This window comes from Bradyrhizobium sp. P5_C11_2 (genome assembly GCF_054049755.1).
Map to the genome: position 1 here is coordinate 1 of NZ_JBFULT010000142.1, position 13,868 is coordinate 13,868.

Consider the following 13,868-nt stretch of genomic DNA (forward strand, 5'->3'; position numbering starts at 1 on the left):
CGCCCTGGTCGATCCGCACCTGGTGCAGCGCTTCCGGGCTGGCAGCGAGGCGGATATAGCTCAGCACGGGACCGAATTTCTGCGCGAAGCCGGTGAAGTCCAGCACCGAGACGCCGCGGCGTTCGAGGTGCGCGGCCATGCCGATCAACGCGCCGACTGTGATGACGCCGGTGCCGCCGACCCCGGTCACCAGCAAATCGTACGGACGGTCGCGTGTGGCGGAGCTGGGGAGGGGCAGGGTGGCCGCGCGGCCGGCGGCGTCGATCCGGCTCGCCGTCTTCGCCCGGCGCGTGGCGCCTTCGACGGTGACGAAGCTCGGGCAGAAGCCGTTGAGGCAGGAGAAATCCTTGTTGCAGGACGACAGATTGATCTGCCGCTTGCGGCCGAACGGCGTCTCCTTCGGCTCGACGCTCAGGCAATTGGACTCGACCGAGCAGTCGCCGCAGCCTTCGCAAACGAGATCGTTGATATAGGCGAAGCGCTTGGGGTCGGCCATCTGCCCGCGCTTGCGCCGCCGCCGCTTCTCGGTGGCGCAGGTCTGCTGATAGATCAGCACGGAGACGCCTGACACGTCGCGCAGCTCGCGCTGCACGGCGTCCATCTCCTCGCGCGGATGAATGCTCACGCCGATGGGCAAGTCTGCCGGCGCAAACTGCGAGGGATCGTCCGACACCAGCGCGATGCGGGCCACGCCTTCGGCGCGCACGCTGTGCGCAATCGCATGTACGCTGATGGGGCCGTCGACCGGCTGGCCGCCGGTCATGGCCACCGCGTCGTTGAACAGGATCTTGTAGGTGATGTTGGCCTTGGCGGCGATGGCCTGCCGGATCGCCATCGAGCCCGAATGGTAGTAGGTGCCTTCGCCGAGATTCTGGAACACGTGCTTGTGGCCGGTGAATCTCGACGAGGCCGCCCAGTTGACGCCTTCGCCGCCCATCTGGATCAGCGACGAGGTCTCGCGGTCCATCCAGCTCGCCATGAAGTGGCAGCCAATGCCGGCCAGCGCTTTTGAACCCTCCGGCACTTTCGTGGACGTGTTGTGCGGGCAGCCGGAGCAGAAATAGGGCGTGCGGGTGGCACCGCTGACATTGATCGTGCGCTCGGCCTCCGGCAACAGGGCGGCCGCGCGCGCGGCCAGATTGAGGCCCGGAAACATCGGATCGAGCCGGCGCGCCAGCACGGAAGCCAGCGCGCGCGGCGACAATTCGCCGATCCAGGAGATCAGCCGCGCCCCTCGCTCGTCGTGCTTGCCGACCATGCGCTCGGGCTTCGCGCCCGGATAGTCATAGAAATATTCCTTGAACTGGCTCTCGATGATGCCGCGCTTCTCCTCGACCACCAAAATCTCGCGCTTGCCCTTCACGAAGTCCATGGCGTCATGCAGCGCCAGCGGCCAGACCATGCCGATCTTGTAGATGTCGATGCCGATGCTGCGGCACGCGGCTTCGTCCAGCCCCATCAGCCGCAGCGCCTCCATCAGATCAAGATGCGCCTTGCCGGTGGTGACGATGCCGTAGGTGGCATTGGCAATGTCGTAGATGTGGCGGTCGATCGGATTGGCCTTTGCGAAGGCGTAAACGGCATGCTTCTTCGCCTCCAGCCGCTCCTCGATCTGCGGCCCCGGCAGATCGGGCCAGCGATAATGCAGTCCGCCCGGCGGCGGCGTGAAGTCCGGCGTGCGGAAGGCGCGCGGCGGGCGCAGCGCGACGGATGCGCCGGACTCCACGATCTCCGAGATCGCCTTGAAGCCGACCCACATGCCGGAGAAACGGCTCAGCGCGTAGCCATATTCACCGAAGGCGAGATATTCGCCGACGTCGGCCGGATGCAGCGTCGGCATGAACCAGCTCATGAAGGCGACGTCGGACTGGTGCGGCATCGAGGAGGACACGCAGCCATGATCGTCGCCGGCGACCACCAGCACGCCGCCATGCGGCGAGGAGCCGTAGGCATTGCCGTGCTTGAGCGCATCGCCGGAGCGGTCGACGCCGGGGCCCTTGCCGTACCAGAGCCCGAACACGCCATCGACCTCGCGGTCGGCCTGGGTCTCGACCTGCTGCGAGCCGAGCACCGCAGTCGCGGCGAGGTCTTCGTTCACGGCCGGGAGAAATTCGATGCGGTCCCGCTTCAGCCGCTCCGTGATGCGCCAGAGCTCGATATCGATTCCGCCGAGCGGCGAGCCGCGGTAGCCGGAGATGAAGCCGGCGGTGTTGAGCCCCGCGGCGCGGTCGCGCCGCGCCTGGTCGAGCGCGATGCGGACGATCGCCTGCGTGCCCGTGAGGAAGACGCGGCCCTCCTCGCGGTCGTAGCGGTCGGAGAGGTCGTAGGTGTCGAGTGACGGAATGGCGTCCATGGCGGGCCTCGCGCGGCATCCCTGCCGACAAGGAGAAGGTTATGCCCGCGAGGCTGGTAAGTCTTACCTGATCACCCTGATTTAACCGGTATTCCGGTAGATTTTTGCAAATATGCACGAATTTCGGTAGAGTTCACCGATTGGAGAGCTCCCATGATCGAAGACCAGGACGCACGGATTCTCGCTCATCTCCAGAACGACGGCCGCGCCACCAACCAGCAGCTGGCCGAGGAGGTCGGCATGTCGACCTCGGCCTGCTGGCGGCGGGTGCGCGCACTCGAGGACACCGGTGTCATCCAGGGCTATGCGGCGCTGGTCGCGCGCGAGCAGGCGGGCTTTGCGATGTCCGCCATCCTCCACGTCTCGCTGGAGCGGCACGATGCCAAATTCGTCGACGAGTTCGTCGCGCGGGTGACCACGCGGCGCGAAGTGCTGGAGTGTTTTGCGACCACGGGCGACGCCGATTATCATTTGCGCGTCGTCGTGCAGGACATGGCGGCCTACAACAGGTTTCTCGACGAATTCATGTTCCGCATTCCCGGCATCCGCTACGTCCGCAGCAACGTGGTGTTGAAGGAGATCAAGACCAGCGTGGCGCTGCCGTTTTGAGACGGCTTCAATTGCTCTCGTCTCCGCGAGCGGATAGCGATGAAGCAACCGTATTCCTCGGTGCTGTCCGATGCCGCCAGGTCCACAGGATCGTGAATAGAACGGTCCACATCAAGCCGAGCCGGATGGGAGGCTGGGCCGGGGCGGCAACGGAAGCAGCATCGCTGTTCATCTGCGTTCCTTCATGAGAGGCCGGTTGCAGTGGACGCACGACATCGCGGCCGGCGGATGACAATCCTCTCGCCGCGTCAGGCCGCTTTTTCTTCTGATCCGGCCCTCAATAGAATCATGAAAACAAGAACATGGCTGACGAGCAGCAGCGGCACGTAGAGGGCTGGAATATAAATGCCGGCGCCGAACAGGCCGGGATCCTGGATTTTCGTCACGCCCATGTAGTACGCATTCAAGAGATCCAGCGTGCCCCAGACGTTGAACGTCCAGACCACCGGAATTGCGATCGACCATCGCCAGGAGAGTGCTGCGATTGACGCGAGCGCGAGAGAGGCGGCAATGAGATCCCCCCATCCGACCTCGGCGGCGAAAGTCGGGCTCAACTCCGCTGATACGAATCCCGTCACCATGAAATTCATGCCCARGAACCTGAACGCATGGAAGGCAGCGAGAAGTCTCAGGGCCTCATAGCGCGGCATGGCGCGGAGTACCGGCCAGACGTAGATAGCAGCCACCACCGCGCTTGTCAGGAAAGCGCCGGCGACGCTCAGCACGAACGGAAGGTTGAAGTTTGGCGGCACGTTCGGATTCCCTTGTGACGACCTGTCCGGTCGGGTGAGGTCGAAGCCAGTCGGTACGACGTCGGCCGGCGCTCAGGGTTTGGTCATGAGCAGGCGGAGCGGCATGAGCGGACCGACTGCGATGTATTCGTGGTCCACGAGCTTTTGCCTGGCGAGCGGCAGGCCATCCATGATCGCGTGTCCCTCAGCAGCATCCGTGACATTCAGCAGGAACACGGCTCCGCGCCCATCGGCTCGCGAATACCATTCGCGAACCGTTCCGTTGAGATAGAGCTGAACCGTCTGCCTGATCTCGTCGGGCATGACGGCCATGACCTGTTCGCGGGTAACGCCCGCCTTGACGGTCAGGATGACCATGACCCCGGTTGTCGGCGACGCGGTCTGTGATTGGGCAAATGAAGGATCGGCCATGGAAGCAGCACCTGTCAGTGAGAGGGTAAGTGCCAGGACGACGTTGCGGATTGTCTTCATCGACTTGATGTCTCCGGTCACGGCGGCCGCCCCGATGTTGCAAATGTCGGCGCACAGGCGGTGCGGGCTCATTTGCAGTTCGGATTTAAGACCGCTTTCCGCGAGTTACTATTCGCGATAATGTTGATGGGCTATGAAGCAGAACTTCACAGTCAGGCACGGCGCGCTCGATGGCGTGGAGGCGTTCCTGAGCGTCGCCCACCACCGCAGTTTCCGCCGAGCGGCCGCTGAACTCGGGGTGACGCCGTCGGCCATCAGTCAGGCCGTACGCGCGCTCGAGGCGCGCGTCGGCGCCGCACTCTTCATCCGCACGACCCGCAGCGTCGGTTTGACCGAAGCCGGCGAAAGATTCCTTGCGCGCGCAAGACCTGCCTTCGAGGAGCTCGTCGCCGCAAGCGGTGCGGCGCGCGAGCTCGGACAACGACCGGCCGGGCTCCTGCGTCTCACCGTACCGCGCTCGGTCGTGCCGATCCTGCTGGAGCCGCTGATCGCGTCGTTCTGCCGGGCGTTTCCCGAGATTGAGGTGGAGCTTGCCGCAAGCGAAGAGCTGGTCGACCTCGCAGCCGAAAGTTTTGATGCCGGCATCAGGTTGGGCCAGTTCATCGCCCCCGATATGGTCGCGGTGCGCCTGACGAAGCCGCTACCCCTCATTATCGTCGGCAGCCCGGCTTACCTCGCCAGCCGCGGCCGGCCCGAACGGCCGGACGATCTGCGCGAGCACGCATGCTTGAGATTGCGACGATCGAACGGCGCGCTCGCATCATGGTCGCTCGACGACAGCGGTCGTTCGATCGAGATCGTCGTTTCGGGGCCTTTCATCGCCAATGACTTTCCGACGATGCTCGGCGCCGCCATCGAAGGTGTGGGTCTTGCGCAAGTGCCTGCACCGCTGGCCACCGGCGCCATGGCGACGGGAAAGCTCGTCCAGGTGCTGGAGGAATTCGCGCCGATGACGCCAGGTGTGTTTCTGTACTATCCCGGCCACCGGCAGATCATGCCGAAGCTGCGGGCCTTCATCGACCATGTGAAGGGCCGCTCAGGCGCCACCATCTGATCTAACGTCCCTGCCGCACAAACCGGTTCCGCAGCGTGCCGATGCCGGTGATGTCGATCTCGACGACGTCGCCATGCTTGATGTCCGGCGAGGCGCCGTCCGTGCCCATCCAGATCACGTCGCCCGGCCACAACGTAAAGTACTTGGTCAACTCGACCAGGAACGGCACCACGCCAAAGATCATGTCGTTGGTGTGGAAGCGGTTGGTCTCGTTGCCGTTGACCCGGACGACGGTCTCCATTTTCGCGAGATCGGCCTCGGTCTCGATCCACGGGCCCATCGGCTTGAACGTGTCGGCGTTCTTCGAGCGCCACAGGCTGCGATCGGCTTTCTGCCAGCTGCGCTCGCTGACGTCGTTGCCGATGGTGTAGCCGAACACGCAATCCATCGCATTCTGCGTGGTGAGATGCTTCACCTTCTTGCCGATGACGACGACGAGCTCGCCTTCGTAGTGGATCTTGTCCGTCGCAAAGGACGGGATCACGACGTCCTCGTCATGCGCGATCAGCGCGTTCTGGGCGCGATAGCCGATCTCGGGTCTATCAGGGACAGCCGGCACCTCGCCGCGCTTGTCCGCCGCCTCCTTCAAATGCTTCAGATAGTTCAAGCCGACGCAATAGAAGGTGCGCGGGATCAGCGGCAGCTCGATCTTGACGTCGCTAAGCGGATGCGTGCGTGAGGTGCGCTGCCATTCGCCGAAGGGATCGCCGTCGACTGCGATGACCCTGTCGCCTTCAACGATCCCCCAGGAGGTCTTGTCCAAGGCGGTGAATTTCAGCCAGCGCATGTGGTGTCCTCGTTGTTATTCGGCAGCATCGCGCGGCTTCACCTTCCAGGCGCCGGCGGCCGGCCGCTTCAGCCCGAGATTTTCTCGCAGCGTCTTGCCGCGATAGTCCTTCTGGAACAAGCCGCGGCGCTGCAATTCCGGCACGACGTGGCGGACGAAATCGGCATAGGAGCCGGGCACATAGGTCGCGGCGATGACGAAGCCGTCGCAGCCGCGCTCGACGAACATTTCCTCCAGCCTGTCCGCGATCTCCCTGGGGCCGCCGACCATCGCGTCCTGAACCTGGCCACGGCCGGAGAAGGTGACGAAGTCGCGCGCGCTCGGGTTGCTCTTGCCTGAATTCTTCAGCACGCCGTCGCGGATGCCGAGGATGCCCTGCATGCTCTTCAGCTCTTCCGTCGTCAGCGGCGCGTCGAGATCCTTGGAGCCGAAATCGTAGTTGAGGGCTTCGGCCAGCAGCGACAGCGCGTCGATCTGGAGCGGAAGCTTGTTGATCAGCGCCATCTTGTCTTCGGCCTCAGACCTGGTCGCAGCGCAGACCGGCGTCGTCAGGTTGCAGAGGAACATCTGGTCCGGATCGCGGCCGGCCTTGGCGGCCTCGTTGCGCACGGCCGCATAGCCTTCCTTGGCGCTTGCGAGATTGCGGGCCGCAGTGAAGATCACCTCGCCCCATCGGCCGGCAAAGCGCTGGCCGCGGCCCGACGCGCCGGCCTGGATGATCACGGGATGGCCCTGGTCCGAGCGCGGCACCGTGAATGGTCCGCGCGACTTGAAGGTCGGACCCTTGTGGTCGAGCCGCTTCACCTTGGATGGATCGGCGAAGCGGCCGCTCTGCTTGTCCATGATGAGCGCGCCGTCCTCCCAGGTGTCCCAATGGCCGAGCACGACCTCCATGAACTCGTCGGCGCGGTCGTAGCGGGAGTCGTGCTCGGGATGGGAGTCCTTGCCCATGTTGAGCGCCTCGCCGTCATTGAGCGAGGTGACGACGTTCCAGCCGGCACGACCGCCCGACATCAGGTCGAGCGTGGCGAAGCGGCGGGCGACGTCGAAAGGTTCGTAATAGGTGGTCGAGCAGGTCGCCCCCAACCCGAGCTTGTCGGTGACCAGGCCCATCGTGGTCAGCACGATCAGCGGATCCATCTTCACGCAGCGGATGCCGTATTCCACGGTGTGGGCGTGGTCGTTGCCATAGCGGTCCGGCATCGCCAGGCGGTCGTCGAAGAACGCCATGTGGAATTTGCYGGCTTCGAGGATTCTTGCGATCTCCTGGTAGTAGTCCGCCGACATCGAATCCGCGCGCGAGTCCGGATGTCGCCAGGAGCTCGGCAGATTGGTGCAGTTCTGCGCTTGGAGGAAGCCGACCAGTATCATCTGCCGCGTCATGCTGCTGTTCTCCAAATTCCGTCAGGCCAGATCGAGCACCGTGTCGAGCCTGTACTCGCGCGCCAGCGCGCGCAGCTTCTCCCAGGTCGCGTCCTCGATCTCGATGCCATCGCGCAGGCGCTGCTGCTCGCGCAGACCCTCGATCTCGCCGGGATAGAACACGCCCTTGCTGCCTTCGGACGGCGGCGTCGATTTGAGATAGCGCGCGAACTCGCCGACCTCGCGCTTGAATTCCTGCAGCGGGCGGAATGCGGCGACATTGAACACCGCCATGAAGCATCCATCATTGTGCCGGCCGGTCGGCTCGACGCCGAAGCCGAGACCGGTGAGCAGGCCGCAGAGCACCTCGACCATGGCGGCGAGACCGCTGCCCTTGTAGCCCTCGGTGCCGCCGAGCGGCAGCAGCGCGCCGCCCTTGCGGTATTGGGTCGGGTCGGTGGTGTGCCGCCCCTCGGCATCAATGATCCAGCCGTTGGGAATCGCCTCGCCGCGGGCGACCGCGAGCTGGATCTTGCCGGCCGCGACCGCCGAGGTCGCCATGTCCAGATAGAACGGCGCGTCGAGGTCGGACGGTACCGCGATCGAGATCGGGTTGGTGCCGAGCCGCGCCTCCTTGCCGCCGAACGGCGCCACGTGTTTCGGGGAGCGGCCGGAATCGGCGGTGGCAATGCCGATCATGCCTTCGCGCATCGCCATCAACGGGTAGGCGGCGAGGCGGCCGACATGGCTCTGGCGAAACACGGTGCAGGCGGCGACGTTCGCCGTCTTCGCCTTCTCGATCGTCAGCGCCATGGCCCTGGCGTTGACGTGGAAGCCGAAACCCCAATGGCCGTCGATCACGGTCGTGGTCGGTGATTCCTGGACGATGGTCCATTTCGCGCCAGGAACGATGTGTCCGGCCTTGATGCGGTCGATATAGGTTGGAACAGCAATCACGCCGTGGGAATCGTGGCCGGCGAGGTTGGYGTTGACGCAGCCGGTCGCGACGGCGTCGGCCTCTTCCTCGGAGGCCCCGGCGGCGCGGAGCAGCGCGGCGCTGATGCGCGTGAGGCGGTCGGCCGTGACGATCGGCATGGCGTTTCCTCAGGTCATCGCCCTTGTCATCGCTCTTGGCGGGCGCTGGTTGTTGGGTGCCATCGTCTCAAAGCACAGGTGCGATATCAATCTCCCGTAAACCAATACAGGGCTGCAAATTCGTAAAGCGAACGCGCCTTTCGTCGAACCTGCCATCCCGTGCGGCGGGATTCCGGACAGTTTTGGGCCGCTCATTCGCTGCTCGTTCACTTTGATCGACGGTTTGCGGCGCGCAATAACGACCACTTAGGCGATGGCCGTTCATAAAGCACCCGGGAGAATTAGGCAGAAATGCCCGGGAGTTGAGATCGTGCAGACGACCCTCGCGCGCACCTTTGCAGCGTTGAGCGCCATCAACGAAGCGATCCTGTACGCGAAATCGCCGGACGAGCTGTACCAGAAGGTCTGCGACGCCGGGTTTTCGAGCGGGGACTTCATGGCGGTCGCCGTGTTCCTGGCCGAGCCGGACGGCCGACGGCTGCGGTTTGCGGCCGGCTGCGGCGACGACGTTGCCCGGCTGCGCGCGATCATGATCACCACGGAGGCCGGGACGCCGGAAGGATCCGGCGTCGGCGGGGAGGCGTTTCGCACCCGCAAGCTCTGCGTCAGCAACGATTATCTGAACGATCCGCGCTCGCTGGCGTGGCGCGAGGGCGCCGCCGGCGCCAATATCGGTGCGGCGGCGGCGCTGCCGCTGTTGTGCAATGGACAGAGCGTCGGCGTGCTGTACGTGACGCGCAGCGAGCCCGGCTCGCTGAACGAGCAGATGGTGTCGCTGTTCGAACGCATGTCGGCCAACATCACCTACGCGCTGGACAATTTCGCGCGCGAGACCGCGCGGCAGACCAGCGAGCGGGCGACGCGGCGGCTCAACCGCATGTTCGGCGCCATCAGCGCCACCAACGAGGCCATTCTCCGCGCCAAGACCGAGCAGGAGCTCTACCAGCTCGTGTGCGACGCCTCCGTCCATAGCGGCAAGTCGCTGGCGACCATCGTCCTGCTCCGCGAACCTGATTCGCACTGGATGAGGCCGGTCGCCTCCACGGGACAGAATCTGGAGCTTGTCACCCAGGCGCGCTATTCGATCGATCCGGAAAACCCCTACGGCAAGGGCATCTCCGGCGAGGTGTTCCGGACGCAGAAAGCCATCGTCGAGGAAGATCTCGCCAGCCGGACCCGGGGAACGCCGTGGGAGCAGGCCAACGTCAACACCGGTGTCGCCGCCTGCGTGGTCGCGCCGCTGATCAAGCACGGCGAAAGCGTCGGCGTGCTGTTGGCCTTCGTCAGCAGGTCGTGGGCCAAGGACGAGGAGGTCGTCGCGCTGCTGCTGCGCATGGCGGAGAACGTCTCGTTCGCGATCGAGAATTTCGACCGTGAGGCCGACAAGACCAGGATCGCCGCGGAAGAAGAACGCATCGCCCGCATGTATGCGGCGCTGAGCGCCACCAACGAGGCGATCTTGCGGGCGCGGTCGCGGGCCGAGCTGTTCGATCTGGTCTGCGAGGCGACGGCGAAGGGCGCCAAGTTCACCTCGGTCACCATCGCGCTCGTCGACCATCATGCCGAGCTGCTGCGCGTGGTCGCCTGCTATGGGCCGAACGCGGATCAGGTTCGCACCTTCAAGTTCTCCACCTCCGACCACGTGCCCGAAGGGCGCGGACTGACCGGCACCGCGTTCCGCACGCGCCAGCCCTCGGTCAGCAACGACGTTCTGTCCGACGAGCGGATCAAGCCCTGGCAGGCCAACGCTCGCCGTAACGGCATCGGATCCTCCGCGGCGCTGCCGCTGTTCAACGGCAAGCGCGTCGAAGGGGTATTCCTCTTCAACTCGCCGGAACGCGGCGCGTTCACGCCAGAATTCGTCGAGCTGCTGCAACGCCTCCAGGCCAATGTCGCGTTCGCGCTTGAAAATTTCGATCGCTCGGACGAAAAAGCGAAAGCAGAGATGCAGCGCAATCGTCTTCGGGGCATGCTCGAAGCGTTGAGCGCGACCAACGAAGCGATCATGCGCGTGAAGACGCGTGCCGAACTGTTCGAAGCGGTTTGCGAGGCGGCGGTGCTCGGCGGCACGTTCACGTCCGCAACCATCGCCATGGTCGACCCGACGGGGCGCCATCTCGATATCGCCGTCACCAAGGGCGCATGCCGCAGTCACGTCGAGAACTGGCAGTTCGCGACGTCCGCCGACGAGCCCGAAGGACGGGGGCTCGCCGGAACTGCATTTCGCACCAAGGCGCCTTGCGTTGCGAACGAGCTCCTCACGGACGTTCGCGCGACGCACTGGCGTCGAATCGCGCGGGATCAAGGGACGAAATCCGGCGGCTGCTTCCCGCTGCTGAAAAACGGCACCGATGCCGTCGGCATCCTTCTGTTCCTTTCGCCGGACGAAGGCACGTTCACGCCTGACCTCATCCAGTTGCTGGGGCGCCTCGCGGAGAACGTCTCTTTTGCGCTCGACAATTTCGATCGGGCCGAGGAACGCTCCCGAACCGAGGCGCAGAAAGAGCGCCTGACGCGCATGTTCGCGGCGCTGAGCGCCACCAACGAAGCGATCATGCGGGCGAAGTCACGCGCCGAGCTGTTCGATCTGGTGTGTCAGGCTGCGTCCAATGGCGGCAAGTTCACCTCGACGACCATCGCGCTCGCTAGGGCCGACAGCGATCAGCTCGAGATCGTCGCGGCCGCGGGGCCATCCGCCGAGACCACAAGGAACGTCCGTCTCTCCATCGACGCCGACCGACCCGAAGGCCGCGGGATGAGCGGCACGGCGTTTCGCACCAGGCAGCCCTGTGTCAGCAACGACTATGTCAATGACAGTCGTGTGAGCGCGTTCCATACCGTCCTGCAAGGCGACGGCGCGCGCTCCGGCGCGGCGCTGCCGCTGATCGCGCACGACAAGCCCGTCGGCGTCATGATCTACATGTCGACCGAACAGGACACCTTCACCGATGAGTTCGTCGAGCTGTTGCAGCGTCTCGCCGACAACGTCTCCTTCGCGATGGAGAATTTCGATCGCGCCGACGAGAAGAACAAGGCGGACGAGCGGATCGAGTACCTCGCCTCGCACGACAGCCTGACCAACCTGCCGAACCGCGAGACCTTCAACGGGCTGCTGCGCGAGGCGATCGACGCGGCGCAGCGCCTGGACCATCGTTTTGCGGTGCTGTTCATCGATCTCGACCGCTTCAAGGTCATCAACGATTCGCTCGGCCACGAGGCGGGCGACCTGCTCCTGCTCGAGGTCGCCGACCGCCTGCGCAACGCGCTGCGCGCAAGCGACGTGGTGGCGCGGCTCGGTGGCGACGAATTCGTGGTGATCCTCGACCAGTGCGGCGAGATCGACGACGTGCAGCGGATCGCAACCGACCTGCTGGCGGCGCTCGGCCAGCCCATGGAGCTCGCCGGCCACGAATGCCACACCACGGCCTCGATCGGCATCGCGATGTATCCGGCCAACGGGGCCGACGCGCAGACGCTGACGAAGAACGCCGACATGGCGATGTATCTCGCCAAGGAAGACGGCAAGAACGGCTACCGCTTCTTCTCCAAGGAGGTGAAGACGCAGTCGATCGAACGGCTGTCGCTCGAGAGCGCGCTGCGCCGGGCGCTGGAGCGCGAGCAGTTGTCGCTGAACTATCAGCCCAAGGTGGACATGGAGACCGGCCAGATCACCGGCGTCGAGGCGCTGTTGCGCTGGACGCATCCCGATCTCGGCAGCATCTCGCCGGCGCAGTTCATTCCACTCGCCGAGGAGACCGGACTGATCGTGCCGATCGGCCGCTGGGTGGTGAGGGAGGCCTGCGCGCAGGCCATGGCCTGGCAGCGCCGCGGCCTGCTGCCGGTGTCGATGGCGGTGAACCTGTCGCCGCGGCAGTTTGCCGACGAGCATCTGTTGCAGGACGTCGACGAGGCGCTTGCGGCCTCCGGCATGTCGCCGGTGCTGCTCCAGCTCGAGGTCACCGAGAGCATGATGATGCGTAACGTCGGGCGCGCCCTGAAGGTGCTCGACGCCATCCAGAGCCGCGGCATTCGCCTCGCCATCGACGACTTCGGCACCGGCTATTCGTCGATGTCGCTGATGAAGCATTTCCCGATCGACACCATCAAGATCGACCGCTCCTTCGTGCGCGACCTGCCGCAGGATTCGGAAGACCAGGCGATCGCGCAGGCGATCATCAGCATGGGCAAGGCGCTCGGCATGACCGTGGTCGCCGAAGGCGTCGAGAACGCGGAGCAGGAGGCGTTCCTGCGCACCCATGGTTGCGATGAGATGCAGGGTTTCCTGATCTCCAAGCCCGTGGCGGCGCGGCAGATGGCCGAGCTGCTGCGGCCGATGCTCCTGCCCGTCGCGCCGCCGCTCCAGCCGGAGCCGGACCTGGCCGCGGCCGATGCGGTGGCGTCACGGCTGAAACGCGCCGTCGTCTGACGGCTGCGGGTGCAGCTCGCGGACGTCGTCCGCCTTGATCTCCGTCTTGCGCGGAAAATCATCCGGCCAGGGAAGGGAGGTTTGCTCGGCGAACAGCGTGAGAAGGACCTGCGCACCTTCGGCAAAGCTCGAGTCGTCGCCCAGGCCGAGCTCACAACACCAGGCGTGTCGCATCGGCTCGTGCGCGTCGAACACCGCCATCGCCGGTCCCCACCACCAGGCCGGCGCTGGCGATCGTTCGTCCTCCGGCACGGCGTGCCAGAGGACGAGCTCGTCCATCACGCGCTCGAATTGCAGGCTTGCGGCCTGATGCATTCGTTCCGTGCTCCTTGGGCCGCGCCTGAAAGCAGGCCGATGCGCGGACTCGATGGTGGCCTTCGCTGTGAAAAATCGGCCCGCACTGCTGGCTGAGCCACGTGTGCCGCTTCCGTCGGCGGCCATACAACAACATGCGGCGGTCGGGAAAGTTGCCGCCGCCGGCTGTGATAGTCTCTTTAGCCGCTCGGGGGCCTGGCCTGCAAGGCGCAATACGGCTGTCTAGCGCGACCTAAGCGGATGCGCCTTCTGGTGCCAGGCCCAGGCGGTGCGGATCACGGTGGGCAGGTCGGAGTGCTGCGGCGCGAAGTTCAGCACTTTTCGCGCGGCGGAGGGGTCGGCGACCAGATAGGTGGGATCGCCCGCGCGGCGCGGCTTGATGGTGTGAGGCACCTCGCGCCCCGTCTCCCGCCTGATGGCGGTCAGGATCTCGCGCACGGAAAAGCCGGAACCGGTGCCGAGATTGAAGCTGCCGCCGGCATGGCCCTGTTCCAGCAGTTTCAGCGCCGCGACATGGGCCGCGGCGAGGTCGGTGACATGGATGTAGTCGCGGATCGCGGTGCCATCGGGCGTGTCATAGTCGTCGCCGAATACCGCAAAGTCGACGTGCCCCTGCAAGGCCATCATGGCGCGCGGAATGAGAT

General features: G+C 65.1%; 11 protein-coding genes. 3 read left to right on the forward strand and 8 right to left on the reverse strand.

Translation table 11 applies throughout. From position 1 onward, the window contains the following. Window positions 1-2,353: indolepyruvate ferredoxin oxidoreductase family protein (locus ACXJL8_RS15910; protein ID WP_456685215.1), on the reverse strand; the 2,353-nt coding region annotated here is incomplete at its 3' end. A gap of 153 nt (window positions 2,354-2,506) precedes the next feature. On the opposite strand from ACXJL8_RS15910, the gene ACXJL8_RS15915 reads away from it, so the two are divergent. Then, window positions 2,507-2,962, forward strand: coding sequence for an Lrp/AsnC family transcriptional regulator (locus ACXJL8_RS15915; RefSeq protein WP_456617463.1), 456 nt, complete (start codon window positions 2,507-2,509; stop codon window positions 2,960-2,962). A gap of 248 nt (window positions 2,963-3,210) precedes the next feature. Here the strand turns inward: ACXJL8_RS15915 and ACXJL8_RS15920 are convergent, their stop codons facing one another. Together ACXJL8_RS15920 and ACXJL8_RS15925 are read right to left on the reverse strand one after the other, a co-directional pair. Further along, complete coding sequence (locus ACXJL8_RS15920; protein WP_456617464.1) at window positions 3,211-3,714, reverse strand: hypothetical protein; 504 nt, start codon at window positions 3,712-3,714, stop codon at window positions 3,211-3,213. A 72-nt stretch (window positions 3,715-3,786) separates the two neighbouring features. Further along, entirely contained in the window at window positions 3,787-4,257 is a 471-nt protein-coding gene (locus ACXJL8_RS15925) for a hypothetical protein (RefSeq protein ID WP_456617465.1), read from the reverse strand. Between the two features lie 61 nt (window positions 4,258-4,318). Here ACXJL8_RS15925 and ACXJL8_RS15930 point away from each other — a divergent pair, with 61 nt between their 5' ends. After that, window positions 4,319-5,239 carry a LysR family transcriptional regulator gene (locus ACXJL8_RS15930; RefSeq protein WP_456617466.1) on the forward strand — a complete coding sequence of 307 codons (921 nt, stop codon included), beginning with the start codon at window positions 4,319-4,321 and terminating at the stop codon, window positions 5,237-5,239. Between the two features lies 1 nt (window position 5,240). On the opposite strand, the gene ACXJL8_RS15935 is transcribed toward ACXJL8_RS15930, so the two are convergent. The 3 genes from ACXJL8_RS15935 to ACXJL8_RS15945 are packed head-to-tail and all read right to left on the reverse strand — an operon-like array spanning window position 5,241 to window position 8,483. Continuing rightward, window positions 5,241-6,026, reverse strand: a complete 786-nt coding sequence (locus tag ACXJL8_RS15935) for a fumarylacetoacetate hydrolase family protein (protein ID WP_456617467.1) — start codon at window positions 6,024-6,026, stop codon at window positions 5,241-5,243. A 15-nt stretch (window positions 6,027-6,041) separates the two neighbouring features. After that, window positions 6,042-7,409 (reverse strand): LLM class flavin-dependent oxidoreductase, encoded by a 1,368-nt coding sequence (locus ACXJL8_RS15940; RefSeq protein ID WP_456685216.1) that lies wholly within the window; start codon window positions 7,407-7,409, stop codon window positions 6,042-6,044. A gap of 21 nt (window positions 7,410-7,430) precedes the next feature. Continuing rightward, entirely contained in the window at window positions 7,431-8,483 is a 1,053-nt protein-coding gene (locus ACXJL8_RS15945) for an Ldh family oxidoreductase (RefSeq protein ID WP_456685217.1), read from the reverse strand. A gap of 310 nt (window positions 8,484-8,793) precedes the next feature. Between ACXJL8_RS15945 and ACXJL8_RS15950 the strand changes: the two genes are divergently transcribed. Beyond that, on the forward strand, window positions 8,794-12,909 hold the full coding sequence (locus ACXJL8_RS15950) for a bifunctional diguanylate cyclase/phosphodiesterase (protein WP_456685218.1): 4,116 nt from the start codon (window positions 8,794-8,796) through the stop codon (window positions 12,907-12,909). Here ACXJL8_RS15950 and ACXJL8_RS15955 read toward each other — a convergent pair. After that, complete coding sequence (locus ACXJL8_RS15955) at window positions 12,883-13,224, reverse strand: hypothetical protein (protein ID WP_456617471.1); 342 nt, start codon at window positions 13,222-13,224, stop codon at window positions 12,883-12,885. The genes ACXJL8_RS15950 and ACXJL8_RS15955 overlap by 27 nt on opposite strands. A gap of 222 nt (window positions 13,225-13,446) precedes the next feature. Further along, window positions 13,447-13,868, reverse strand: a 422-nt coding sequence (locus ACXJL8_RS15960) for an NAD-dependent epimerase/dehydratase family protein (RefSeq protein WP_456685219.1), incomplete at its 5' end; no start/stop codon positions are given.